This is a genomic window from Micromonospora sp. WMMD967 (assembly GCF_029626165.1).
Taxonomy (GTDB): Bacteria; Actinomycetota; Actinomycetes; order Mycobacteriales; family Micromonosporaceae; genus Micromonospora; species Micromonospora taraxaci.
This window is the reverse complement of the sequence record NZ_JARUBK010000001.1, coordinates 7000718-7026672: the sequence shown is the minus strand read 5'-3', so window position 1 is coordinate 7026672 and position 25955 is coordinate 7000718. Positions and strand designations below refer to the sequence as shown.

Below are 25955 nucleotides of genomic sequence, written 5' to 3'. Positions count from 1 at the left end.
GCCGAGGCGAGCGCGGGCGGGTCAGGCGTCGGCGCGTTCGCGCCACTGGGTGAGGGCGATGCCGTGGCCGTCGGGGTCACGGAACGCCGCCGCCCACACCTCCAGCTTGGTGCCCCGGTTGACCACCCGGGGCGCGTAGGTGAAGCGGACGCCCGACTCACGGAGGCGCTCGTACGCCGCTTCGATGTCGTTCACCTCGAGGTTGACGTGTACCAGCCGGCGGCTGATCGGCGCCGCCCCGGTCACCTCGCGGAGGACGAGCCGGGTCGTGCCGGAGGCGAGTACGGCGTTGTGGGCGCCCTGGTCGACCTCACTGAAGCCGAGCATGTCGCGGTAGAAGCCGAGCGACCGGGACAGGTCGGTCACCAGCAGGGTGAGCCCGACCCCGCTGATCGGCGCGGTCGGATCCGTGGCCGACGCCGTGTCGAACCCGAAGATCGCCCGGTCGAGGTCCTCGTCGCTCACGGTCTCGCGGCCCGCCCGAGCTGTGGAGGGGTCGTCCAGCGGCAGATCGAGTGGATCCAACGGGTCGGTGGTGCCCGTACCGGACCGCTGCGCCGGCGGCGGATCGGCGTGCTGGGCACCGAGTGGGTCGGTGCGCTGCGCGGGCGGCGGGTCCCCGGGATCCGGGGACGAGAGGTTGTCCCGCGGGGGGCCGTAACGGTCGGCGTCGGGCTCGTCGAAGCGCTCCTCGGGGGCGGTGCGTGGTGCCGGGGTGGCCCTCCGGGGCAGACCGCTGGCCTGGGGTTCGACGAGGACACCCTCCAACACCGGGCCGCCCGGGGTCTGGTGCACGACCACCGGCTCGCGCTCCTCGGATGCGACGGCCGGGTCGTCCCGCAGGGGATCGGCGCGCAGGGGATCGGCGCGTACCGGGTCGCCGTGCGGATCACGGAAAGGGTCGCCGTGCGGATCGCGGAAGGGATCTCCGTGCGGGTCGCGGAAGTCGTCCCGGAAGTCGTCGTCCGGCGCGCGGTCGGCCCACGGCGGGGCGTCCTGCTGGATCAACACCTCGTCCACCGCGTCGACGTCGGCGAACTCCGGCGGGAGGTCGGCGACGGCGGCGGCGGTCTCGGCGTGGGTCGGCACCTCGTCCCAGAGGACCTTGACGTGCCGCTGGTCGTCCAACGCGACCCGGATCGGCAGGGTCTGGCCCAGCGACGGCCACTTGGAGACCGGCACCCGAGGTTCGATGATCTTCTTGGATCGCGGTGGCAGGCCGGGCGCGTCGATGACCAGTTGGAGTTCGCAGCGGCCGAACGCGTACTGGGTGGGTGGTTCGGAGGCGCTGTGCACGTGCCCGACGCCGACCACCCAGGTGCGCCCGCCGCCGCGCACGGTCGCCAGGGCGATGGCCAGCACCAGCAGGGCGACCCCGAGAGCCACGATGGCCCAGCTGGTCATGCCCAGCCCGAAGAGGACGACGAAGGTGGCCACGGTGCCCAGCACCGTGCCGATCAGTTTGCGTACCGGCGCGATGGGCCGGTTCCCGCCATTCGCCACAGTGGACCTCCCGGGGGTCAGGGCCAGGCTAGGCCGGATCGGCCACCGGGGGAAAGACCGGCCGCCGCGCCGGCGCCGGGACCGGGTCGCTAGGCTGACCGTACCGATCTCGAGCGTTCAACGCGTACAGGAGGAACCCAGCGTGTCCAGCAACAGCCCGGATGAGCGCAGCCTCGTTCTGATCAAGCCCGACGCGGTACGCCGCGGCCTGGTCGGCGAGGTCCTCTCCCGCTTCGAGCGCAAGGGGCTGCGGATCGACGCGATGGCGCACCGGACGATGGACGCGGCGCTCGCCGACGACCACTACGCCGAGCACGTGGACAAGGCGTTCTACCCGCCGTTGAAGGACTTCATGACCGGCGGCCCGCTGGTCGCCCTGGTGCTCTCCGGCGACCAGGTCATCGACGTGGTCCGCGGGCTGGTCGGCGCGACCGACGGCCGGAAGGCCGCCGCCGGCACCATCCGGGGCGACCTGTCGCTGTCGAACCGGGAGAACCTGGTGCACGCCTCCGACTCGACGGACAGCGCCAAGCGCGAGATCGCCCTCTGGTTCCCCGAGCTGGGCTGACGCTCACCGTCAGCCGGTCGGCGGCAGCTTCGCCGGGTTGCCCACCACGTAGATGCCGGTGATCCGGCCGTCGGCCGCGGCGACGGTCAGCGCGTAACGGCTGCCGTCGGCGCGGGTGAGCAGGGCGGCGGGTTCGCCATTCAGCTCCAGCCGGCGAAACGACCATTCCCGGGCGGGGCCGTAGATCCCGGCGAAGAAGCGGGCGATCCGCTCCGCCCCGTTGACCGGGTTGCGGGCGGCCCGCGCCCGGCCGCCGCCGTCGTTCCACGCGGTGGCGTCCGCGGCGACCAGGCTGGTCAACGTCGCCAGGTCACCGTCGCGGGCGGCGGCGAGGAACGCGTCCAACAGGCGCTCCCGCTCCGAGCGGCTGGCGGTGAACCGTCGTTGCTCCTGGCGTACCCGGGAAGCCGCCCGGTGGTGCAGCTGCCGGCAGTCCTCCGGGGTCCGGCCCAGGATCTCGGCGATCTCCGCGTACGGCAGGTCGAAGGCGGTGTGCAGGACGTACACGGCACGCTCCGGCGGGGTGAGCCGTTCCAGGACGTGCAGCAGCGCGGTGGAGAGCGAGTCGCGCAGCTCGGCGCGGTCCAGCGGCCCGAACGGCGAGGGCTCGGTCGGTACCGGCTCGGGCAGCCACGGCCCGACGTACGTCTCGCGGCTCGCCTGCCGCGCCCGCAGTCGGTCCAGGGCCAGCCGGGTGACGACCCGGGACAGGTAGCGGCGTGGCTCGGCCACCGTCGAGCGGTCCACGCCCAACCAGCGCAGGTACGCCTCCTGGAGCACGTCCTCGGCGTCGTGACGGCTGCCGAGGAGGCGGTAAGCGAGCCCGAGCAGCATCGGCCGGTGCGCCTGGAGCGCACCGGCCGCCTGCCCCGCTTCGGTCGTCACACCTGCGCCGGAGGCTCCGAGCGCGTCGTCACGGCGATTCGGTTCCACACGTTGATTGTGGCAATGGCCAGGATCAGGTCGGCGAGTTCCTTCTCCGACCAGACCTTCGCGGCGGAGTCCCACACGTCGTCCGGCACGCCGTGCTCACCGAGCTTGGTGACCGCGTCGGTGAGTGCCAATGCGGCCCGCTCCCGCTCGTCGAAGAACGGCGCCTCCCGCCAGGCGGCCACCGCGAAGAGCCGTCGGCTCGACTCGCCGGCGCCGAGCGCGTCCCGGCTGTGCATGTCGACACAGAACGCACAGCCGTTGATCATCGACGCCCGCAGCTTGACCAGCTCCAGCACGGTGTGGTCGACGTTCGCCCGGACGTACTTCTCCAGCCCCAGGACGGCCTGGTACCCCTGTGGCGCGACCTCGGCCGCGTTCATCCGCTGCATAGCTACCTCCCTGATCGGTCCGACACCGTCACGACGTTCGGCCGGGGCGCGCCGTGACAGTCGCGGGTGTGACCCCGCTCATGCCGGGCGGAGCGAGGGAGGGTCAGCCGCGGGCGGCCGGCACGGTGTCGGGCAGCACCTCGCGGGGACGGGGGATCTGGACGTTCTCGACGGGCGCCTGCGCCGGGGCCGGCGTCGTTTCGCCGCCGTCGCGCGGGCCGGGCCGGCTCACCCGGGCGGCCAGCCGGCGGCCCACCTCGATCATGGGCAGCTCGACCCAGCGGTAGAACACGTCCGCGATGACCAGCCCCACCACAGTCACCGCCAGGAAGAACGCGGTGCTCTTGCCCGGGATCGCGGGCACCAGCCCGGCCGCCGCCCGCGCCGCGATGGCCTGGACGAGATACAGCGAGTACGAGCGTTCGCCGACGAAGACCAGTGGCCGCACCCCGAGCCCGCGGGCGAGCGGGCTGCGGGAGAGCAGGGCCGGTAGCAGTACCGCCGTCGCGGCGGCGTAGCTGCCGATCAGCGCCTCCTGGCCGAAGCGGGTGGGCCAGAACTGCACGCCCACCTGGACCACGACGAACGCCAGGATGACGACGGTGGCGACCACCGGATGGGTCAGTGGCCGGACCAGGGCGAAGCCCCGGGGGTTGTGCATGACGATCGCGGTCAGGCAGCCGAGCAGGATCGCCACGTAGTGGATCGGCCAGCTCAGCCAGGCGATGTCCGGCGGAATCATCGCAATGAAGAGCACCAGGAGGCAGAGCGTCACCAGCAGGCGGCGACGGAACAGGCCCGCGACCGCCACGAAGGCGATGGCCGGCCAGAACAGGTAGAACTTCTGCTCGATGCCGATCGTCCAGGAGTGCAGGAACGGTGCGTTCGGCTCCAGCAGCTCGTTGAGGAACAGCAGGTAGTACTTCATGCCGCGCTCGATCGACCCGGCGGTGCCGTTGATCCGGGCCAGCCCCCAGTACAGGAACAGCACCAGGAAGTAGACCGGCAGAATCCGGAAGAACCGCCGCAGATAGAAGGCGCGCAGCGAGACCCGGCCGTAACGGTGCTCCTCGCGCAGCAGCAACGTCGTGATCAGAAAGCCGGAGAGCACGAAGAACAGGTGTACGCCGATCCAGCCGGTCAGCCACTTCCAGGACGGGCCGCCGTAATGGAAGGCGATGACCATGACAGCGGCCAGCGCCCGCAGCCCGTCCAGGGCGGGGAATCGACGCATGGCTTGGAATTCGTCGTACCGAAGCGAACGCACCGGCGAAGTTTGCGCGAGCGCGCCATTCGGGTCAAGCCAGCGGATCCCGGGTTGGTGAGGGGATTACTCGGCGGCGGGCCGGCCGATGGGTCTTGTATCGTGGACAGCCGTAAGGCGTTGACCCGGCCATCACCGGTGAGCCTCCGGAAGAACGGCCGGGCTACCGGCTCAGTAGAACCGGACGGGTGCGGCCCGTCACAGCCGGTAATGAGCGGGCGGTCGATCCTGACCGCCAAGCGGGGTGGTACCGCGGGCCACCCGGGGAGCGTCGTTCGAGGCGTACCCCGGAAGGTTTCGTCCTCGCAGACCCACGAAGAGTGAGCTGCGAGGAGAGCGACAGCCGATGGCCTATCCGTTGCACGACCCGACCGCCGCCGGTGTCCCGGCGAGCCCGGACCTGCCCGCGGTCGAGCGCCGGGTGCTGGAGCACTGGACGGCCGACAAGACCTTCGAAGCCAGCGTCGAGGCCCGTCCCGCCGGAACCGACGGCAAGAACGAGTACGTCTTCTACGACGGCCCGCCGTTCGCCAACGGCCTGCCGCACTACGGCCACCTCTTCACCGGGTACGTCAAGGACGTGGTGCCGCGCTACCAGACCATGCGTGGGCGGCACGTCGAGCGGCGCTTCGGGTGGGACTGCCACGGCCTGCCCGCCGAGGTGGTGGCGGAGAAGCAGCTCGGCATCACCAGCAAGGCGGAGATCATCGACCTGGGCGTGGCCCGGTTCAACGAGGCCTGCCGCACCTCGGTGCTGGAGTTCACCCAGGACTGGGAGCGGTACATCAACCGCCAGGCCCGCTGGGTCGACTTCGCCAACGACTACAAGACCCTCGACCTGGACTACATGGAAAGCGTCATGTGGGCCTTCAAGACCCTGCACGACAAGGGTCTGATCTACGAGGGCTTCCGGGTGCTGGCGTACTGCTGGCGGTGCGAGACGCCGCTGTCGAACACCGAGACCCGGATGGACGACGTCTACCGGGACCGGCACGACCCGACGCTGTCGGTGTGGTTCGGGCTGACCGCCGACGAGTCCGCCCCGGAGCTGGTGCGCGGGCCGGTCAAGCTGGGTGTCTGGACCACCACGCCGTGGACCCTGCCGTCGAACCTGGCGCTCGCCGTGGGCCCCGACATCGAGTACGCGGTGCTGGAGCGCGACGGGGACCGTTTCGTGGTCGGTGCCGCGCGGCTGGCCGCGTACGCCAAGGAGCTGGACGGGTACGAGCAGGTCGGCACGGTGTACGGCCGGGACCTGGTCGGACGCCGCTACACGCCGCTGTTCGACTTCCTCGTCGAGCAGGCCGGCGACAACGCCTACCAGGTGCTCGGCGCGGAGTTCGTCACCACCGAGGACGGCACCGGGATCGTGCACCTGGCCCCGGCGTTCGGCGAGGACGACCAGAACGTCTGCAACGCCGCCGGCATCCCCACCATCGTCACCGTCGACGACCACACCCGGTTCACCGCGCTGGTGCCGCCGTACCAGGGTGAGCAGGTCTTCGACGTCAACAAGCCGGTGATCCGGGAGCTGAAGGACCGGGGGGTGGTGCTCAAGCAGGACACCTACACCCACTCGTACCCGCACTGCTGGCGTTGCGACACCCCGCTGGTCTACAAGGCGGTGTCGTCGTGGTTCGTCGCGGTGACCCAGTTCCGGGACCGGATGGTCGAGCTGAACCAGGAGATCAACTGGACGCCGGGGCACATCAAGGACGGCTCGTTCGGCAAGTGGCTGGCCAACGCCCGCGACTGGTCGATCAGCCGCAACCGGTTCTGGGGCTCCCCGATCCCGGTGTGGAAGTCCGACGACCCGAACTATCCGCGCCTGGACGTCTACGGCTCGCTCGCCGACATCGAGAAGGACTTCGGCGTACGCCTGACCGACCTGCACCGGCCGGTGGTGGACGAGTTGGTCCGCCCCAACCCGGACGACCCCACCGGTCAGTCGATGATGCGTCGGGTGCCGGAGGTGCTGGACTGCTGGTTCGAGTCCGGGTCGATGCCGTTCGCCCAGGTGCACTACCCGTTCGAGAACGCGGACTGGTTCGAGCACCACTACCCGGGTGACTTCATCGTCGAGTACATCGGGCAGACCCGTGGCTGGTTCTACACGATGCACGTGCTGGCCACCGCGCTGTTCGACCGGCCGGCGTTCCGCAACTGCCTCAGCCACGGCATCCTGCTCGGCTCGGACGGGCGCAAGATGTCCAAGAGCCTGCGCAACTACCCGGACGTCTACCACGTGTTCGACTCGTACGGGTCGGACGCGATGCGGTGGATGCTGATGTCCTCACCGGTGCTGCGCGGCGGCGACATGGCGGTGACCGAGACGCTCATCCGCGACGCGGTCCGGCAGGTGCTGCTGCCGCTGTGGAACGTCTGGTACTTCTTCACGCTCTACGCCAACGCCGACGGGCACCAGGCGCGGCGTCGGACCGACTCGACGCACCTGCTGGACCGGTACATCCTGGCGAAGACGAACGAGCTGGTGTCGACCGTCAGCGCGCAGATGGACGCGTACGACATCTCCGGCGCCTGCGCCACCGTCCGCTCCTACCTGGACGCGCTCACCAACTGGTACGTGCGCCGCTCCCGGGACCGGTTCTGGTCCGGTGACGTCAACGCGTTCGACACGCTCTGGACGGTGCTGGAGACGCTCTGCCGGGTGGTGGCGCCGCTCGCGCCGCTGACCGCGGAGGAGATCTGGCGCGGCCTGACCGGCGAGCGGTCGGTGCACCTGACCGACTGGCCTTCGGCGGAGGAGTTCCCCGCCGACCACGATCTCGTGGCGGCGATGGACAACGTCCGGGCGGTCGCGTCGGCGGCGCTGTCGTTGCGCAAGGCCAAGGGGCTGCGGGTGCGGCTGCCGCTGTCGACGTTGACAGTGGCCTCGCCGGCGGCGGACCAGCTGCGCCCGTTCGCCGACCTGGTCGCCGACGAGGTCAACGTGAAGGCGGTGGAGTTCAGCGCGGAGTTGTCCGCGTACTGCGAGCAGGTGCTGACAGTGGTGCCCCGGGCGCTCGGCCCGCGGGTCGGCAAGCAGGTGCAGCAGGTGATCAAGGCGGTCAAGGCGGGCGACTGGGAGCTGGTCGACGGCGCCCCGGTGGCCGCCGGCGTCACCCTCGCCGAGGGCGAGTACGAGCTGCGGCTGGTCGCCGCCGACGCCGAGCATTCCGCCCCCCTGCCGGGCGGTGAGGGTGTGGTGGTGCTGGACACCGAGGTGACGCCGGAGTTGGCTGCCGAGGGATTGGCCCGCGACGTGGTGCGGGTGGTGCAGCAGGCCCGTCGGGACGCCGACCTGGACGTGTCGGACCGGATCGTGGTGTCGGTGTCGGCCTCCGACGAGGTGCGCGCGGCCGTGTCGGCGTACGTCGACTTCGTCTCCGGCGAGGTGCTGGCCGACTCGGTGGACTTCGCCGAGGGCCTCGACGGCTTCGCCGGTGAGGTCGGCGAGGGTGAGCAGATCACGGTCACCGTCCGCCGGTCGTAGCGCGCGGACGCGGACGCCTCCTTACCTCCGTCTGCGGGGTGTGGAGGCGTCCGCTACGGTGACACCGCCTGCTCGCATTTCATCTGCCGGAGGACCAGTGCCGCTGCTCTACACCATCGGCAAGCTGACCGTGGGCCCCACGCTGCGGGTGGCGTTCCGCCCGACCGTGGAGGGTCTGGAACACGTGCCGGAGACCGGCGGCGCGATCTTCGCCGGCAACCACCTCTCGGTGGCCGACGAGTTGTTCCTCGGCACGGTCGTGCCCCGACACCTGGCGTTCTGGGCCAAGTCGGAGTATTTCAACGGCACCGGAGTGAAGGGCGCGATCTCCAAGTTCGTCCTCACCGGCCTCGGCGCCATTCCCGTCGAGCGGGCCGGCGGCCGTGCCGCGCTGTCCGCGTTCGACGCGGCGATCCCGGCGCTCAAGGGCGGTGACCTGGTGGTGGTCTACCCGGAGGGCACCCGTTCGCCGGACGGCAAGCTCTATCGGGGACGCACCGGCGCGGCGCGGCTGGCGATCGCCGCCGGTGTGCCGATCATCCCGGTCGGCATGATCGGCACGGACAAGGCGCAGCCGATCGGCGCCCGGGTGCCCCGCCCCGGCGCTGCCAAGATCACCGTCCGGTTCGGCAAGCCGTTGGACTTCACGGGCCGGCCGGACGACCGCACCTCGCTGCGGCAGATGACCGACGAGATGATGAGCGAGATCCAGAAGCTCACCGGCCAGGAGTACGTACCCCGCTACGCCCCGCCCCGCGCCCACCCGGACCCGACCCGCGACGCCTGACCCGTCGGCGGCCCGACCACCTGCGGTCGGCCGTTCGTGCTCGGCCGCCAGCGTTCGGCCCACACCCGGTCCAGAAGGCGATATACCTCTGAGTCATAAATATGACTCAGAGGTATATCGCTCGATGAGGTCTGTCGTTCCGGCGCGGCGTCACGCGGCGTCACGGACATCACCGCCGGAACCCCGGCGGCCCTGGTCGACCGCCCGTGGTGTGGCTCAGCCTCGCTCGGGTTGGACGATCTGGATACGCAGAGTGTTCAGCAGGGTGGCGCTGTCCGTGACGGACAGCCGGGTGAACACCCCGGTGGCGATGCTGCCGTGGTCGACCGAGGTGCAGACCACCACGTCGCTGCCGTCGGCCCGGCCGACGGCGCAACGCTCGTGCCGGCCCCGGACACCGGTGTCGACGGTCTCGGCCGTCGCCAGCGCATACCGGTCGGCGAGTCGGCTGATCTCGGCCTCCGCGTCCGCCTCCGGGGTCAGCCGGAACCCGGTGCCGCCGAAGAGGGTCACCCGCTTGCCGTTCGTCGTGGAGTAGACGCCGGCGAACGTGTCCTCCGCCAGCAGGTGCTCGTTGCGTACCTCGTTCTCCAGTTGCTTCGCGGTCTCCGCGCTCCGGCTGTCCTGACGCAGGGTGAGGTCCTCGATCTGCTCCGGCAGCGCGGCGCGGGCCGGGTACTGGGCCGAGATCGGGAAGCCGTAGTAGGCGGGGCAACCACAGCAGCAGGCCAGGGTGAGCAGCAGCAGCCACGGCCAGCGGCGGCGCCGGCGGGTCGGCGCGTACCCCTTGGGGGTCTGCCGTCCCGGCGGGGGCGCCGCCGGTGGGGTGCTGGGCCGGCCGCCGCGGCGCTGCTTCGGAGGTCTGGCCGGTGCGGGCGGCGGCGGAGGCGGCGACATCGGCCGGCTCGGCATCGTGGGCCGGGCAGCCGGCGGCGACACCGGGGCGACCGGCGGCGGCAACGGGGCGACCGGCGGCGGCACCGGGTGCGACCCGACCGGGGGAGCGGGCGGACCGGACCACTGCCGAGTCGCGGGCGGCACCGGGTAGGGCGTCGTCGGGGGCAGCGGAGGTAACTCGGCGGAGGGTAGGTCCCAGCCGCCGGTGTCCACCCCGGCCCACGGGTCGACCGGGGTCTGGTGCTCCGGCAGCCCGACGGGCACGGCTTGCGGCGGCGTCGGCTCGGCCGACTCACCCCAGGCGGGTCGGCGCGGCAACGGGGGCGGCACCGCGGCCGAGCCGCTCCACCGGGGCGCGGGGACGTCCTCGGTGGCGGTGGCCTCCGGCTGGTCCGACGGCTCCGGTTGGTCGGCAGCCGCGGGCTGCGTCGAGGGTTCAGGCTGGTCCGACGGTACGGGTGGGGAGGTCGGCTTGTCAGCGGCCACCGGATCGCGGTCCGGCGGTGTGCCCGGGGTGCTCCCGTCGGCCGGCCGTGCTCCCGGCTGAGGCTCGGGCATCGCGGCAATCTCCTCTCGCGCCGGTCCGAGGTTAGTACCGCGTCGCCACCGCCGGACGGGCGCGTACCCTTGGGCATCATGAGTGCCCCGTCCTTGACGCCGCGCGCGGCCGCGACCAATTCGGTCTGGCCCCAGCTCGAGCCGCTGCTGCCCCAGGTCTCCAAGCCCATCCAGTACGTCGGGGGCGAGTTGGGCGCGGTCACCAAGGACTGGGATGCGGCAGCCGTGCGCTGGGCGTTGATGTATCCCGACGCGTACGAGGTGGGCCTGCCCAACCAGGGCGTGCAGATCCTCTACGAGGTGCTCAACGAACTGCCCGACACCCTCGCCGAGCGGACGTACGCGGTCTGGCCGGACCTGGAGAACCTGATGCGTACGCACGGGGTGCCCCAGTTCACCGTCGACGCGCACCGGTCGGTACGGAACTTCGACGTGTTCGGCCTCTCCTTCTCGACCGAGCTGGGCTACACCAACATGCTCACCGCGATCGACCTGGCCGGCATTCCGCTGCTGGCCGCCGACCGCACCGACGCCGACCCGGTGATCGTGGCCGGTGGGCACGCGGCGTTCAACCCGGAGCCGATCGCCGACTTCATCGACGCCGCCGTCCTCGGTGACGGCGAGGAAGCGGTTCTGGAGATCACCGCGATCGTCCGGGAGTGGAAGGCCGAGGGCTCCCCGGGTGGGCGTGACGAGCTGTTGCTGCGGCTCGCCCGCACCGAGAGCGTCTACGTGCCGCGCTTCTACGACGTCGACTACCTGCCGGACGGGCGGATCCAGCGGGTCGTGCCGAACCGGGCGGACGTGCCGTTCCGGGTGCACAAGCGCACGACGATGGACCTGGACGCCTGGCCGTACCCGAAGAAGCCCCTCGTGCCGCTGGCCGAGACGGTGCACGAGCGGTACGCGGTGGAGATCTTCCGGGGCTGCACCCGGGGCTGCCGGTTCTGCCAAGCGGGCATGATCACCCGTCCGGTGCGGGAGCGGTCGATCACCACGGTCGGGCAGATGGTCCGCGAGGGCTTGGAGTTCTCCGGCTTCTCCGAGGTGGGCCTGCTGTCACTCTCCTCGGCGGACCACTCGGAGATCGGCGACATGTGCTCGGGCCTCGCCCAGCAGTACGAGGGCACCAACGTCTCGTTGTCGCTGCCCTCGACCCGGGTGGACGCCTTCAACATCGACCTCGCGCAGGAGCTGTCCCGCAACGGGCGGCGTACCGGTCTGACCTTCGCCCCGGAGGGCGGGTCCGAGCGGATCCGCAAGGTCATCAACAAGATGGTGTCGAAGGAAGACCTGATCCGCACCGTCGTCACCGCCTACAGCAACGGCTGGCGGCAGGTGAAGCTCTACTTCATGTGCGGCCTGCCCACCGAGACCGACGAGGACGTCCTCGAGATCGCGGAGATGGCGCACGAGGTGATCAGGGCCGGTCGGGCCGCCACCGGTTCCAAGGACATCCGCTGCACGGTCTCGATCGGCGGTTTCGTGCCGAAGCCGCACACCCCGTTCCAGTGGGCCGCCATGGAGCGTCCCGAGGTCATCGACCACCGGCTCAAGATCCTCAAGCAGGCGATCAACTCGGACCGCTCGTTGGGCCGCGCCATCGGCTACCGCTACCACGACGGCGAGCCGTCGCTGATCGAAGGGCTGCTGTCCCGGGGCGACCGACGGGTCGGCTCGGTCATCCGCAAGGTGTGGGAGAACGGCGGCCGGTTCGACGGGTGGAGCGAGCACTTCTCCTACCAGCGTTGGGTGGACGCGGCAGCCGAGACGCTGCCCGCGTTCGGGGTGGACCTCGACTGGTACACCACCCGGCAGCGCGAGGAACTGGAGGTCCTGCCCTGGGACCACCTCGACTCGGGGCTGGACAAGGACTGGCTCTGGCAGGACTGGCAGGACTCGGTCAGCGGGTTCGAGCAGGACGACTGCCGGTGGACGCCCTGCTTCGACTGTGGCGTCTGCCCGTCGATGGACACCGAGATCCAGATCGGCCCCACCGGTAGGAAGCTGCTGCCGCTCACCCCGCTGGGCGGCAACGGCATGAAGGTGCCGGCCAGCGACCACTCCGCCTGACCTCGCCATCGGGGCTGCGCCCGGTGGCGTTGCCCACTACTCTCCACTTCCGATGTCACCCGACGGGTCCGCGTCTCGCGGGCCCGTTGGCGTTGGTCGGGTTCCACCTCACGTCGCGGTTCCGTCGCATCGACATCTGTCGGTGTGCGCCGACGGCGAACGGGGGCTGCCCCGACGTGGTCAGACTTCGATACGCTGCGTCCGACATGGACCGACCCGGCGGGTCGGGAACGGGGGAGGAATCGCATGGGGAGCATCCCGCCGCCGAGCACCGGCGATCTGCACGTCAGCGTCGAGGACCTGGACGCCGCAGCTGAGTACGTCGAACGGCTGAAGCAGTACGTCGAGGACACCCTCAAGTACGAGATGGAGCGCATCAAGGAACGGATGAAGGGCGACAGCAACAACGCCCAGACCGTTCCGAACGGCACCCCGTTCGGCGCGTACGAGGACGCCCGCATGCAGTGGGCGGCACTGACCACCTCCACCGGCAACATGGAGGCGCACCTCACGACGCTCGCGCAGAAGCTCGCCGCGCTGAAGCAGGGCACCGAGGAGATCGCCAAGGCCTTCCGCGACACCGAGGCGCGTAACGCCGCCAACGGCAAGGAGATCGAGCGACTGCTGGAGTCCGCCGCGCCGCCGCCCACCGCCGGCGGCACGCCCACCTACCCGTACACGGCCTGAGGGGGACGGTCATGGCTGGAGGAACCTGGGAGCGGTGCGTCCGTGAGGTGACGCTGTCCGCGGACCCGGAAACCGTCGGTTCGGTCGGAGCGGGGTGGAACAACCTCTCCACCGGCCTGCAACACCTGCGCGACGCGCTGGTCGGCCGATCGTTCGTCGGGCCGGTCGCCACGGGTCAGGAACGCCCGCACGTCGGCGGTCTGCCCGGGATGCTCGCCGGTTGGAAGGGCAGCGGTGGTGACGCTTACCGCGAGCATCTGAGCACGATCGGTAAGCAGATCGAGGATCTGATCACCGACGCGACCAACGTCAGTGGTGCCCTGATCCGGATCGAGGGCGACATCCGCAAGTCGGTCACCACCATCCCGATCCCGCTGATGGACGATTTCGGCATCAACGAGTGGAGCCTGCCCAACGGCACCGAGCTCGACGACGCCCGCGACGGTGAGAGCTCGTCGGGGTTCCTCGCCGCCCTGCGCCAGGACTACCAGAACAACCCGGCGTCGTACGCCGACGGCGCGTTCCGCGACAAGGCCGACGACCTCGAAGCGACGATGAAGATCGACGGCCAGGCCGGCGACCAGAAGCGCGGCGGGTGGTGGGACACCAAGTCCCACCTGGACAACTGGTACCGGGACAACCAGCAGGCGGCCCACGCGGCCATGTCGCCGCTGCCCGCAGCCGTGTACGCAGAGCGTCCGAAGCTCACCGTTGTCGCACCCGACAACGACACGAGGGGCGACGACCTCCGTCGCGACACCCGGATTCCGCCGACCGGGCGGCCCGACATCGGTGGAGGCGAGTTCGGCGGTAAGCCCGACATCGGTGGTGGCGGCCCGTCGATCGGCAGCCGGCCACCGGGCATCGGCGAGGTGGGGGGTCCGACGTCCGGCGTCGACCCGTTCTCGCCGACCAAGCCCGGCGGGATCGGCGACGGTCCGGTCCCCGGCACCGGTCAGTTCACGCCCCCGTCGACCGGCTCCGGCTATCCGGATGGCGACGACGGCTACAGCAGCGGCCTGGCCGGTGCAAGCCCGAGCAGCATCGGCGGCCTCGGTGGCGGCCTCGGTGGCACCGGGGTCGGTAGCGCCGGTCTCGGTGGCGCCGGCGGTGGTTTCGGAGGCGGGCCCGGCGTGGGCTCGGCCGGTGGAATCGGCGCCGGTGGCGGGCTGGGCGCGGGCGGGATCGGCGTCGGCGGCATCCCCGGCATGGTGGGTGGCGGCAACGGCAAGGTGCCACCGATGACCAGTGCGGCGAACGCACTCCGCACCGCTGCCGGCGCGAGCGGCGCCGGGATGCCGGGCGGCGCGCGTGGCGCCGGCGGCATCGGCGGTGCCGGGATGATGGGCGGCGGCATGATGGGCGGCGCGGGCGGGGCCGGGCACGGCGGCGGTGGCGGTTCCGAGCACTCGTCGTGGTTGACTGAGGACGACGATCCGTGGGGTCCCGGTGACGGGGCGTCCCCGGGTGTCCTTCGTTGAGGACGGACTGATGACTGTGAACGTCGGAAGCCTCCGACCGGTGATCGCCAGCCTGCTGGCCGGGTTCCTGGTGGTGGGGGCCGCCCAGCCGGCGGCCGCCGCCCCGCGGCGGGCCGAGCAGTGGTATCTGGACGAGCTCCGCATCGACCGGGCGCACGACATCTCGACCGGGCAGGGTGTGGTCGTGGCCGTGCTCGACACCGGCGTCGAGGCCAGCCACCCGGACCTGCGTGGTCGGGTGCTGGCCGGTGGTCGCAGCTACGGCGCTTCCGGCGACGCCCGATCCGACGAGAACGGCCACGGCACGCACATGGCCGGCATCATCGCCGCGAAGGCCAGCCAGGACGGTGTGGACGGCATTGCCCCCGGGGCGAAGATCCTGCCCATCAAACTGAGCAAGGACGGCGGGTCGAACACCGACGCGGCGATCGCTCTCGGCATCCGGATGGCCGTCGACGGCGGCGCCAAGGTGATCAACATGTCGATCGGCCGCGCCGGCGCCGCCAGCGCGGAGGAGAAGAGCGCGATCCAGTACGCGCTGGATCGCGACGTCGTCCTGGTCGCCTCCGCCGGCAACACGGCCAAGGGCGACACCACCGTCATCAGCCCGGCCAATAACCCCGGTGTGATCGCGGTGACCGGTACGACCCGGGGCGGCTCGTTCTGGTCCGGCTCCGTCAAGGGGCCGGAGGCGGTGGTCGCCGCTCCAGGCGACGGCATCTACAACGTCGCCAACGAGGGCGGGTACGGCTGGGGCGACGGCACCTCCGACTCCAGCGCGATCGTCTCCGGTCTCGCCGCGCTGATCCGGGCGAAGTACCCGGACCTGAATGCTCCGAGCGTGATAAACCGGATCATCCGGACGGCGCGGGACGCCGGCCCGGCCGGGCGGGACCCGCAGTACGGCTTCGGGGTGATCGACCCGGTGAAGGCGCTGACCGCGGACGTGCCGCCGGTCACCGCCAACCCGCTGCTCGCCCCGGCCGCGGCTACCGACCCGGGTCCGGCTCGCACCGGCGGCGCGGACGAGGAGTTCGACGTCACCCAGCACGGCGACCGCGGTGGCCCCACCGACCAGCAGGTCATGGTGGTGGGTATCGGGATCGCCGTGGTGCTGGTGTTGCTGCTGGGGCTGGCGGTGTTCCTGATCTGGAACCGCCGTCGCTACCGTCGGGACGCCGCACGGGCGGCCGACATCCCGGACCACCTGCTCGACCAGGCGGCTCCGGGCGCGTACCCGTCACCGGAGACCGGTTACGCTCCTCCGCCCGGTTACGCCCCTCCGCCCTCCGGGTACGCGCCCCCGCCGGGGTATGCCCCGCCCTCGAACTACGGCCCGCCGGGCGGTCCGCCGCCCCCGCCGCCGCCACGGCGGTAACCACGTGACGGCCGGCTGGTGACCTCCGCGTCGCTGGCCGGCCATCGGCCTTCGTGGGGGCGGTAACGTCCCTGGCGACCGGTCTGCCCCAGTCCGTCGACGCCAACCGACCGCCCCGGTCGCGTACCGTCACGACGCCTGCGCCAGGATGGGTGGACACGCAGGTACCCCCGAGGAGCACACGATCGCCAGAAAGCCTCAACCCGAGGGCGGCCAGGCGCCGGTCGTCCAGCGCGTCCGCATCCGCTACGCCAAGCGCGGGCCGCTGCGGTTCACGTCGCACCGGGACTTCGCCCGGGCGTTCGAACGCGCGCTCCGCCGGGCCGCCGTGCCGATCGCCTTCTCCCAGGGTTTCACCCCGCACCCGAAGATCTCCTACGCCAGCGCCGCGCCCACCGGGGTGGCGAGCGAGGCGGAGTACCTGGAGATCGGCCTCCAGGCGCCGGTCGACCCGGAGGCGCTGCGGGCCGCGCTGGACGCCGCCCTCTCGCCGGGGCTGGACGTCCTGGACGCCGTGATCGCCGAGGGTGGCAATCTCCCGGACCGGATCGAGGCGTCCCTCTGGCACATCGAGATGCCCGAGGTGGAACCGGCGGTGCTGCGCGCCGCCGTGGATGCCTTCGTCGCCGCCGACGAGGTGTTGGTGGAGCGGATGACCAAGCAGGGCCGACGGACGTTCGACGCCCGCGCGGCCGTGATATCGATCGATGCCTCGGCGCCGACGCCGACGCCTTCCGGGGCACCGGACGTCCCGTGTGCGATACTCGAACTGGTCGTGCGGCAGGTCACCCCGTCCGTACGGCCCGATGACGTCCTTTCCGGCCTCCGCGTGGTGGCCGACCTGGAGCCGCCGGTTTCGCCGAGGGTGACCCGGCTGGCTCAGGGCACGTTGACCGCGCAGGGTGCGATCGTGGATCCGTTGGATGCGGACCGCGACGGGGCAGCCATCGTTGGGCACTGACCGACGGTCGGTGCTCTGGCAGGCAGACTTCGGCGGTCGCGCACCTCGCGCGCCCGGCGGAAACACTTTTGCGGCGACCCTGCGTGGCAGCGCTCACCCGCGCCCGGGGTAGCCAGAACTGGAGAACGTCCATGCTCGAGAACGAGCCCGAGGGCGGCGAACGGACCGGTTCACAGCCGGCCGGCGAGACCGCCGATGACAGCACCACGGCAGTCGGTTCGGCTCCGGTGGGGCCGCAGGACGCCGCCGGCGCGGAGAGCGTCGAGCCCGCCGCCCCGGTGCGGCGCACACGGGCGGCCCGCCGCCGGGCCGCCCCGCTCAACCAGCCGGAGCAGACCGACGCGCCGGTCGAGGCGACCACCGGTGGGGCCGGCAGTGTCGAGTCACCGCAGGCGGAGGTGTTCGCTCCGGTCTCCGGTGACCTGGACGTCGCCCCGAAGACCCCCCGACGCCGCCGCAAGGCCACTCCCGTCGAGACCACCGCCGACGAGCCGCTGGTCGCCGCCTCGGCGGAGACGGCGTCGGCCGAGGTGGTTCCGCCGGTCAAGGTGACCCGGACGCGGCGTAAGAAGGCCACACCGGCCGCCGTCGAGGAGCCGCCCGCGACCGAGCAGCCGGCCGCCGTCGAGGAGCCGGCCGCCGTCGAGGAGCCGCCGGCGACCGAGGAGCCGGTCGTCGCCGAGGAGCCCGCCGAGTCCGACCTGCGCGAGGCCGAGGCCGAGCTGGACGACACGGACACCCTTCCCAGTGCGACCGCCGCCGAGGCGGCCTGGACCAGCGGTGCTCAGGACCGCTCGGGCGAGGTTCCGCCGGGTGTGGCAGTTCCCGGTGTCGGCGACGAGCCGAACGAGCCGGCCGAGGTAGAGCCGGAGCAGCCGCGTACCCGTCGTCGGAGGGCTGCCCTCTCCGCGCCCACCGTGCTGTTCATGGCGCCCCAGCCCGACGCCGTGCCGGTGACCCGGCCGGTGGAGCCCGCTCCGGTCGCCGAGGAGCCGGCCGTCGAGGAGGCCGCCGAGCCGTCCCGGCGCCGCCGGCGCGGTCGCCGGGACGCCGAGCCGGTTGAGCCGATCGAGGCGGTCGAGGCCGAGGAGGCGCCGGTCGAGGAGGCCGAGGAGGCCACCGAGGCGGATGAGGACGACGAGGACAGCGCCGCCGCGCGCCGTCGCCGCCGGCGTGGTCGCCGTGGCCGTGGTCGGGGCAAGGGCGGGGCCGACGACGCCGAGGACGAGGAGTCCGAGGAGGCGGCGCAGGCCGACGAGGAAGAGACCGCCGAGGCCGAGTCCGAGGGCGACGAGGACGAGGAGGCCGAGGGTGGCGACGGCCTGACCCGTCGCCGCCGGCGGCGTCGTCGTCGCGGCGCGGGCGACACGGAGGGCGCCGCCGACGACGGTGTCCCGACCGTGGTGAAGATCCGCGAGCCGCGCCGCACTGTCGACGAGGTGCAGGGCGTCTCCGGCTCGACCCGCCTGGAGGCCAAGCGTCAGCGCCGCCGGGACGGCCGGGAGCAGCGGCGTACCCGGCCGCCGATCCTGAGCGAGTCGGAGTTCCTGGCGCGCCGGGAAGCCGTCGACCGGGTGATGGCGGTCCGCCAGCGCGGTGACCGCACCCAGATCGCGGTCCTGGAGGACGGCGTCCTGGTCGAGCACTACGTCACCCGTAACTCCTCCGGCACGATGGCCGGCAACGTGTACCTGGGCAAGGTGCAGAACGTGCTGCCGAGCATGGAGGCGGCGTTCGTCGACGTCGGCCGGGGCCGCAACGCGGTGCTGTACGCCGGCGAGGTCAACTGGGACACGTCCGGCCTGGAAGGGCGGGCCCGCTCGATCGAGCAGGCGCTGCGCTCCGGCGACTCGGTGCTGGTCCAGGTCACCAAGGACCCGATCGGGCACAAGGGTGCCCGGTTGACGAGCCACATCGCGCTCTCCGGCCGGCACCTGGTCTACGTGCCCAACGGCAACGCGTCGGGGATCAGCCGCAAGCTGCCGGACAACGAGCGCAAGCGGCTGCGGGACGTGCTCAAGAAGCTGGTTCCGGACGGCGCGGGCGTGATCGTCCGTACGGCCGCCGAGGGCGCCACCGAGGACGAGCTGGCCCGTGACGTCAAGCGTTTGCAGGCGCAGTGGGAGGACATCCAGGCCAAGGCCGCCGAGGGTGGCGCTCCGGTGCTGCTCTACGGTGAGCCCGACCTGGTCATCCGGGTGGTCCGCGACCTGTTCAACGAGGACTTCCGCGAGCTGGTCATCGAGGGCGAGCAGTCGTACGAGATGGTCGAGTCGTACCTGTCGCACGTCTCTCCGGACCTGGTGGACCGGGTGCGTCGGCACGTCGGCACGAGCGACGTCTTCGCCGAGTACCGGATCGACGAGCAGATCATCAAGGGTCTGGACCGTAAGGTCTTCCTGCCCTCCGGTGGCTCGTTGGTGATCGACCGCACCGAGGCGATGACTGTCGTCGACGTCAACACCGGTAAGTACACCGGCTCCGGGGGCAACCTGGAGGAGACCGTCACCCGTAACAACCTGGAGGCGGCGGAGGAGATCGTCCGTCAGCTCCGGCTCCGCGACATCGGCGGCATCGTGGTGATCGACTTCATCGACATGGTGTTGGAGTCGAACCGGGAGCTGGTGTTGCGCCGACTCACCGAGTGCCTCGGCCGGGACCGCACCAAGCACCAGGTCACCGAGATCACCTCGCTCGGCCTGGTGCAGATGACCCGTAAGCGGATCGGCGCGGGCCTGCTGGAGGCGTTCAGCGAGACCTGCGAGTGCTGCAAGGGTCGGGGAGTGATCATCCACACCGAGCCGGTGCCGGAGAAGCCGCGCGCCGCCGGGGCGGGGGAGAAGGTCAAGGCTGTCGCCTCGTCGGCGCCCGCCGCTCCGGCCGCCGAGCAGGGCACGACCTCGTCCCGCCGTCGGGCGCGCAAGAACGCCCCGGCCGAGCGGACCGTCGTCGAGGTCGTCGACACCGACACCAGCGCCGAAGCGGACGCCGACTACCAGGACACCATGGGGTACGACCTGTCCCGGTACGAGTCGGACACCGCTGCCGCTCCGGCGGTCTCCGACAGCCAGCAGGGTGAGTCGGCCCGGCTGGCCGCGGCGGACGACCCGGACGCGCTCGCCGACGGTGACGGCGACGAGGAGACCAACGAGGGTGGCGGCGGCCGACGTCGTTCACGCCGGGGTGGCACCCGTCGCCGGACGCGCCCCTGACCGCCTGACCGGCACAGTGTTTGACGAGGTCCCTTCCCCGGCAAAGTGACGGGGGAGGGACCTCGCCGTTCCGGCCACCCCGGCCTGGGACCGGTCGACCCGCGTCAGGAGAAGAAGATGCGTCGTCTGCTCGCCGTCACCGCGGTGGTCACCGTGCTCTCTGGCGCGGTCGGATGCTCCACCGACCGGTCTGGGAACGTCGGGCCGGATGTGACGAGGGTGGCCACCCAGAGCCCGGCGTCCGGGCCGGCCAGTAGCGCGGCGGCGGGCGACGCCGAACAGGTCTGCGCCGCCGCCCAGCGGGCCAGCACCACCGCCGTCCGGACGTACGTGGCGGAGCTGGGCCGGATGGTCGCGGCCGTGGGCGCCGGCGACAGCACCGCGGCCGAGGTTGCCCGGGGGCGGGCCGAGGCGGCTCTGGACGGCTGGCGGACCGAGCTACGGGAGCAGGCGGAGCGGGCCACCGATCCGCAGCTCAAGACCATGCTGACCGACCTCGGCACTGAGGTGGCCGCGCTCCGCGCCGACGTGGAGTCGATCGACGAGACCGAGCTGGACCGGCTCCAGCAGCGTCTCGACCAGCTCTGCGCACGCTGACCAGGGCGGGCCGGTTTGGGGTCCGGGCCGGCAATGGCGTACTCTTGCCTGCGGCGCACTTTTGGTGTGCCGAGTTCCCGTGTGCCCGCGCTGCCGTGCACTGCTACCCGGCGAGCCGCCGCGGGAACGACCGCCAGCAGCCTCAACGACAGGGAGTCCGCCTCCGATGTACGCGATCGTCAAGACCGGCGGCAAGCAGTACAAGGTCGCCGAGGGCGACGTGATCGAGGTCGAGAAGCTCACCGGTGCTCCCGGTGACGCGGTGAAGCTCACCGCGGTGCTCCTCGTCGACGGTGACGACCTGGTGACCGACGCGGCAAAGCTTGCCGAGGTCGCGGTGTCCGGCGAAATCGCCGCGCACACCAAGGGCCCGAAGATTCGGATCCACAAGTTCAAGAACAAGACTGGCTACCACAAGCGCCAGGGTCACCGTCAGCCGTTGACCCAGGTCAAGGTGACCGGCATCTCCAGCGGGAAGTAGGTCGTCCTCCAATGGCTCACAAAAAGGGTGCGTCCAGCTCGCGTAACGGTCGTGACTCCGCGGCCCAGCGACTCGGCGTGAAGCGCTTCGGTGGTCAGGTCGTCAGCGCCGGTGAGATCATCATCCGGCAGCGTGGCACCAAGTTCCACCCCGGTGACCTGGTCGGCCGTGGCGGCGACGACACGCTGTTCGCGCTGTCCGCCGGTGCGGTCCTGTTCGGCACGAAGCGTGGTCGCAAGACCGTCAGCATCGTTCCGCAGCAGTAGTTCTCTTCGCTCAAGCGGGCCGCGGACCTACGGGTCCCGGCCCGCTTAGCCTTTTTCGAAGTGCGGGGTCGGACCTCGCTGGAAGGATTGACACCGTGGCAACGTTCGTTGACCGGGTCGTCTTGCATCTGCAGGCCGGCGATGGTGGGCACGGTTGTGTCTCGATCCACCGCGAGAAGTTCAAGCCCTTCGGTGGGCCGGACGGCGGCAACGGCGGGCACGGCGGCAGCGTCTCGCTGGTGGTGGACCCGCAGGTGACCACGCTGCTCGACTTCCACTTCCACCCGCACGTCAAGGCCGACAACGGCAAGGGCGGCGCCGGCTCGAACCGGGACGGGGCCAACGGCCACAACCTGGTGCTGAAGGTGCCCAACGGCACTGTCGTGCAGAGCACGGACGGCACAGTGCTCGCCGACATGGTCGGTGCCGGCACCACCTTCGAGATCGCGCGCGGCGGGCGCGGCGGGCGGGGCAACGCCTCGCTGGCCAACGCCAAGCGCAAGGCTCCGGGCTTCGCCGAGTTGGGCGAGCCCGGCGACCAGCTCGACATCGTGCTGGAGCTGAAGAGCGTCGCCGACGTCGGTCTGGTGGGCTTCCCGTCGGCCGGCAAGTCGTCGCTGATCTCGGTGATCTCCGCGGCCAAGCCGAAGATCGCCGACTACCCGTTCACCACCCTCGTGCCGAACCTCGGCGTGGTCCGACTGGACAACCACACCTTCACCGTCGCCGACGTGCCGGGTCTGATCCCCGGCGCGGCCACCGGCAAGGGGCTGGGTCTGGAGTTCCTCCGGCACATCGAGCGCTGCGCGGTGCTGGTGCACGTCATCGACTCGGCGACCCTGGAACCCGGACGCGACCCGGTCGCCGACATCGACGCCATCGAGGCCGAGCTGACCCAGTACGGCGGGCTGACCGAGCGCCCCCGACTGGTGGCCGTGAACAAGGTCGACGTGCCGGACGGCCGGGACCTCGCCGAGATCGTGCGCCCGGATCTGGAGGAGCGCGGTTACCGGGTGTTCGAGGTCTCCGCGGCCACCCGGGAAGGGCTCAAGGAGCTGACCTACGCGATGGCCGAGCTGGTCGAGGCGGAGCGCAAGGCCGCGCCGCCCGCCGAGCCGACCCGGGTCGTGATCCGCCCGATGGCGGTGGACGACGCCGGGTTCACCATCACCGCCGAGGCGGACGGCTCGTTCACCGTGCACGGCGTCCGGCCGGAGCGCTGGGTCAAGCAGACCAACTTCGACAACGACGAGGCGGTCGGCTACCTGGCCGACCGGCTGGCCCGGCTCGGGGTGGAGGACAAGCTGGCCAAGGCCGGCGCGCAGCCCGGTGACCTGGTCCGGATCGGTCAGCGCGAGTTCGACTGGCAGCCGACGCTCTTCGCCGGCGTGGAGTTCGTACCCGGTAACCGGGGCACCGACGTCCGCCTGGAGGAGAAGTCGAACCGGGCCTCCGCGGCGGAGCGGCTCGCCGCTCGGAAGGCCCGCCGGGTGCGGTCCGAGGACGAGGTGGGCGCGGACGCGTCCGACGACATCGACGAGGACGACGCCGAGTAGTCCGTTGCGCTCCGTGATCGGGTTGATTTCCGGAAACCTCCGCGAAATCCACCGGTCCTAGCGTGGGGTGATGCTGATCGAAGCCCGGCCTGCCACCGATCCGGAGATCGCCGCCCTCGTCGTCGCGCAGCAGCGTGAGCTGCGCGAGGCCGACGGCGGGTTGGACGGGCAGGTCTTCATGCCGCACGACGACGTCCGCTACCTGGCGGTGGTGGTCAACGGTCGGGCGGTCGCCTGCGGAGGGCTCCAGGCGCTCGACGCCGAGACCGGCGAGGTCAAGCGGATGTACGTCCGGCCCGCGTACCGGGGGCGGGGCATCGCCCGCCAGTTGCTGGCCGCGCTGGAGGAGTGCGCGTTCCGGCAGGGGCATTCGGTGGTCTGCCTGGAGACCGGCACCTACCTGCCGGCCGCCATCGGGTTGTACACCTCGTGCGGCTACGACCCGATCCCGGTGTACGGCGAGTACGTGGACAACCCGTACAGCGTCTGTTTCGCCAAGCGGCTGCCGGTCGCGGCCTGACCGCCGCGTCTCCGCTCAGGCGCCGGTGCTGGCGTGCTCGACGGTCACCGGCTTCGACTCCGGCGAGCCGTGTTGGCGCAGCACGATGCTCAGCAGGATGAGCGCGCCGACGGCGAGGAACTCGCTCTGCCAGTTCTGCATGGACTGGAACCAGAAGTCGCTGGTGCCCAGGAACTCCCACACCCCGATCGGCGGCGCCCCGCTCTGTAGCGCCTGCTCCTGGTTGTACGCGGCGGTGCCGCCGAGCAGGTGACCGACGAACGAGCCGGCGAAGATCAGCAGCAGGGCGAGGGAGAGGCTGTTGCGGTAGACCACCAGCGGCAGGCCACCGACGCGTACCGGCCACGGTGACCGCGGGGTGGCCCGGCGCTCGTCGTCCTCCGGCCGGTCGGTCTGGTCCACCGGCTTCGACTCGGCCGAGCCCCGCTGCACCAGGTACGCGGTGAGCAGCACGTACCCGCCCATCTGGAGGAACTCGGACTCCCAGTTCTCGAAGACGGCTTCGACGAAGTGCCCGCTGGTCAGGTACGCCGGCCAGCTCAGCGGCGCGGCCCCGAACTCGGTCAACTCCTCGTTGTGGGTCTGCCACCCGAAGACGCTCTGCAGCACGAGGAAGACCAGGAACGCGCCGATCATGGCGACGGCCAGCGCGTTGTCGCGGAGCCAGCGAGGCATGTCGTACCTCCTTCGCTGGCCGATTACCCCTGTCGGCGTGACCGCGAAACCCGTAGCGCCAGGTCAGTGGCGGTCGGCGGGGCTGTCGAGGCGGCCGCCGGTGCCGGCCTGGTTCGACAGCAGCAGCCCGAGCGCGAGCATCCCGAAGCCGAGCGCCAGGTGCAGCCAGTTGTCGGCGTCGTTGACCGGCAGGATGTTCGCCCCGCCCTCCGGGTTGATGGCCTCGATCACCAGCCCGTAGAGCCAGAGTGCCAGGTAGATCGCACCGCCGGCGGCCAGGAAGACGCGGGCGCCGGCGACGCTGCGGGCCAACGCCAGGCCGGCCAGCCCGAAGATCAGGTGCACCGCGTTGTGCAGGATCGACACCTGGAACAGCCCGAGCAGCTTGGCGTCCGAGTGGTGTCCGCCGAACCTCAGGTCGCCGTAGTCGGTGGTGATGCCGGGGATGAAGCCGAGGACGCCGATCAGCAGGAAGACACCGGCGACGGCCAACGCGGCCACCTGGACCCGGGGCCGGGGGGCGGCCGCTCGGCCACCTCGCGCGTCTCGTGCCATCGCTGCCCCCTCCGTGGATCTGCCAGCCCTCGCGAACCTCGCTGTCCGCAGCGGCGCGGTGACGCAGCCCGACGATCCTCCATTTTGAAGTCGATCCGGCCGGCCGCGCAGAGGAATGCAGGAAGAGGTATGGAAGCCGAAACGCAGGGTAGGTGAATGGTCAGCGGTCGTGGCGACACGATCGCATCCCCCCAGTGCAACCGCTACGACTTTCCGAGCGGAAGGGAAATCATGTCTTACGAAGTTTCACCTACGTCTTCCACGTACGGGCAGGAGTCGGCCAACGGCGGTGGCGTCCGCGAACAGGCGCGCCAGGTTGGTTCCGAGGCCGCGCACGCCGGCGGCGCTGTCGCGCAGACCGCCAAGGAGCAGGGCACCGAGGTCGGCCGTGAGGCGGCCCGGCAGGCCCGCAACCTGTACGGCGAGGCCCGCACCCAACTCGCCAGCCAGACCGGTGAGCAGCAGCGCAAGGCCGCCGGTGGGCTGCGTTCACTGGCCGACGAGATGCGCTCGATGGCCGAGCAGGGTGGCCAGGCCGGCCCGGTGACCGAGCTGGCCCGCCAGGCCGCGGACCGGGTGCACGGTGTGGCCGGCTGGCTGGAGGAGCGCGAGCCCGGTGACCTGATCACCGAGGTCCGCGACTACGCACGGCGCAACCCGGGCACCTTCCTGGTCGGCGCGGCGGTCCTCGGTGTGCTCGCCGGCCGACTGACCCGCAGCATCTCCGCCGCCGGCGACGACTCCGGCAACGGATCCTCGACCTACCGGGGTGCCGGGGCGTACGACCCGGAGCAGACCGCCGTGATCCCGACGCCGCCCCCGGCGCCGCGCACCACGCCGGACGCTGTCCCGCAGGGCGGCTACACCGCCCCGACGTCCGGTGGCTATGCCGACCCGACTCCGGGCGGCTACACCACCCCGACGTCCGGTGGCTATGCCGACCCGACTCCGGGCGGCTACACCGACCCGACTCCGGGCAGCTACGCCGAGCCCACCCGGGGCGGTTACCCGCAGCACTCCGGCACCGGGCAGCCGCTGCCTCCGGTGACCCAGACCGACCCGCTGCCGGGCGTGCCGTCCACCGGCAGCCCTCGTCCGTGAGCCACCGACTCATCCAAAGG

22 protein-coding genes are annotated in these 25955 nt (G+C 71.4%); 15 read left to right on the top strand and 7 right to left on the bottom strand.

The window, feature by feature from the left end; translation table 11 throughout:
• Positions 1-21: 21 nt before the first annotated feature.
• Positions 22-1503 (bottom strand): VOC family protein, encoded by a 1482-nt coding sequence (locus tag O7631_RS31655; protein ID WP_278147588.1) that lies wholly within the window; start codon positions 1501-1503, stop codon positions 22-24.
• 142 nt (positions 1504-1645) lie between these two features.
• Between O7631_RS31655 and ndk the strand changes: the two genes are divergently transcribed.
• A complete protein-coding gene (ndk, locus tag O7631_RS31650) occupies positions 1646-2071 on the top strand; it encodes a nucleoside-diphosphate kinase (protein ID WP_278147587.1) in 426 nt (141 codons plus the stop codon).
• Positions 2072-2080: 9 nt separating this feature from the next.
• Here the strand turns inward: ndk and sigJ are convergent, their stop codons facing one another.
• The 3 genes from sigJ to O7631_RS31635 form a co-directional block, all read right to left on the bottom strand.
• Positions 2081-2956: an RNA polymerase sigma factor SigJ gene (gene sigJ / locus O7631_RS31645; protein WP_278147586.1), complete on the bottom strand. Its 876-nt coding sequence runs from the start codon at positions 2954-2956 to the stop codon at positions 2081-2083.
• Complete coding sequence (locus tag O7631_RS31640; protein ID WP_278147585.1) at positions 2953-3393, bottom strand: carboxymuconolactone decarboxylase family protein; 441 nt, start codon at positions 3391-3393, stop codon at positions 2953-2955. Before O7631_RS31640 ends, sigJ begins: the two co-directional genes overlap by 4 nt.
• A 103-nt stretch (positions 3394-3496) precedes the next feature.
• Positions 3497-4660 carry an acyltransferase gene (locus O7631_RS31635; RefSeq protein ID WP_278147584.1) on the bottom strand — a complete coding sequence of 388 codons (1164 nt, stop codon included), beginning with the start codon at positions 4658-4660 and terminating at the stop codon, positions 3497-3499.
• A gap of 343 nt (positions 4661-5003) precedes the next feature.
• Between O7631_RS31635 and ileS the strand changes: the two genes are divergently transcribed.
• Both ileS and O7631_RS31625 read left to right on the top strand, forming a co-directional pair.
• On the top strand, positions 5004-8150 hold the full coding sequence (gene ileS, locus O7631_RS31630; RefSeq protein ID WP_278147583.1) for an isoleucine--tRNA ligase: 3147 nt from the start codon (positions 5004-5006) through the stop codon (positions 8148-8150).
• Positions 8151-8247: 97 nt separating this feature from the next.
• Positions 8248-8937 (top strand): lysophospholipid acyltransferase family protein, encoded by a 690-nt coding sequence (locus tag O7631_RS31625; protein WP_278147582.1) that lies wholly within the window; start codon positions 8248-8250, stop codon positions 8935-8937.
• Between the two features lie 216 nt (positions 8938-9153).
• Here the strand turns inward: O7631_RS31625 and O7631_RS31620 are convergent, their stop codons facing one another.
• A complete protein-coding gene (locus O7631_RS31620; protein ID WP_278147581.1) occupies positions 9154-10392 on the bottom strand; it encodes a hypothetical protein in 1239 nt (412 codons plus the stop codon).
• A 78-nt stretch (positions 10393-10470) separates the two neighbouring features.
• On the opposite strand from O7631_RS31620, the gene O7631_RS31615 reads away from it, so the two are divergent.
• The 11 genes from O7631_RS31615 (at position 10471) to O7631_RS31565 (ending at position 23604) form a co-directional block, all read left to right on the top strand.
• On the top strand, positions 10471-12465 hold the full coding sequence (locus tag O7631_RS31615; protein ID WP_278147580.1) for a TIGR03960 family B12-binding radical SAM protein: 1995 nt from the start codon (positions 10471-10473) through the stop codon (positions 12463-12465).
• 246 nt (positions 12466-12711) lie between these two features.
• Entirely contained in the window at positions 12712-13152 is a 441-nt protein-coding gene (locus O7631_RS31610; protein WP_145779373.1) for a hypothetical protein, read from the top strand.
• 11 nt (positions 13153-13163) lie between these two features.
• Complete coding sequence (locus O7631_RS31605) at positions 13164-14633, top strand: hypothetical protein (protein ID WP_278147579.1); 1470 nt, start codon at positions 13164-13166, stop codon at positions 14631-14633.
• A 10-nt stretch (positions 14634-14643) separates the two neighbouring features.
• Positions 14644-16011, top strand: coding sequence for a type VII secretion-associated serine protease mycosin (gene mycP, locus O7631_RS31600; protein ID WP_278147578.1), 1368 nt, complete (start codon positions 14644-14646; stop codon positions 16009-16011).
• Positions 16012-16159: 148 nt separating this feature from the next.
• Positions 16160-16972: a TIGR03936 family radical SAM-associated protein gene (locus O7631_RS31595; RefSeq protein WP_278147577.1), complete on the top strand. Its 813-nt coding sequence runs from the start codon at positions 16160-16162 to the stop codon at positions 16970-16972.
• A 131-nt stretch (positions 16973-17103) separates the two neighbouring features.
• Complete coding sequence (locus O7631_RS31590) at positions 17104-20184, top strand: Rne/Rng family ribonuclease (protein WP_278147576.1); 3081 nt, start codon at positions 17104-17106, stop codon at positions 20182-20184.
• Between the two features lie 117 nt (positions 20185-20301).
• On the top strand, positions 20302-20781 hold the full coding sequence (locus O7631_RS31585; protein ID WP_278147575.1) for a hypothetical protein: 480 nt from the start codon (positions 20302-20304) through the stop codon (positions 20779-20781).
• Positions 20782-20947: 166 nt separating this feature from the next.
• The gene (gene rplU / locus O7631_RS31580) at positions 20948-21262 is read left to right on the top strand and encodes a 50S ribosomal protein L21 (protein WP_007464063.1); all 315 of its coding nucleotides are present in this window, start codon (positions 20948-20950) and stop codon (positions 21260-21262) included.
• 11 nt (positions 21263-21273) lie between these two features.
• Positions 21274-21528, top strand: a complete 255-nt coding sequence (gene rpmA, locus O7631_RS31575; protein ID WP_007464062.1) for a 50S ribosomal protein L27 — start codon at positions 21274-21276, stop codon at positions 21526-21528.
• Between the two features lie 95 nt (positions 21529-21623).
• Complete coding sequence (gene obgE, locus O7631_RS31570; RefSeq protein ID WP_269682744.1) at positions 21624-23084, top strand: GTPase ObgE; 1461 nt, start codon at positions 21624-21626, stop codon at positions 23082-23084.
• A 70-nt stretch (positions 23085-23154) separates the two neighbouring features.
• Positions 23155-23604 carry a GNAT family N-acetyltransferase gene (locus O7631_RS31565; RefSeq protein WP_278147574.1) on the top strand — a complete coding sequence of 150 codons (450 nt, stop codon included), beginning with the start codon at positions 23155-23157 and terminating at the stop codon, positions 23602-23604.
• Positions 23605-23619: 15 nt separating this feature from the next.
• On the opposite strand, the gene O7631_RS31560 is transcribed toward O7631_RS31565, so the two are convergent.
• Both O7631_RS31560 and O7631_RS31555 read right to left on the bottom strand, forming a co-directional pair.
• Positions 23620-24279, bottom strand: coding sequence for a DUF6766 family protein (locus O7631_RS31560; RefSeq protein WP_278147573.1), 660 nt, complete (start codon positions 24277-24279; stop codon positions 23620-23622).
• Positions 24280-24342: 63 nt separating this feature from the next.
• Positions 24343-24834 (bottom strand): DUF4383 domain-containing protein, encoded by a 492-nt coding sequence (locus O7631_RS31555; protein ID WP_278147572.1) that lies wholly within the window; start codon positions 24832-24834, stop codon positions 24343-24345.
• A 231-nt stretch (positions 24835-25065) separates the two neighbouring features.
• On the opposite strand from O7631_RS31555, the gene O7631_RS31550 reads away from it, so the two are divergent.
• The gene (locus O7631_RS31550) at positions 25066-25935 is read left to right on the top strand and encodes a hypothetical protein (protein WP_278147571.1); all 870 of its coding nucleotides are present in this window, start codon (positions 25066-25068) and stop codon (positions 25933-25935) included.
• Positions 25936-25955 lie beyond the last annotated feature (20 nt).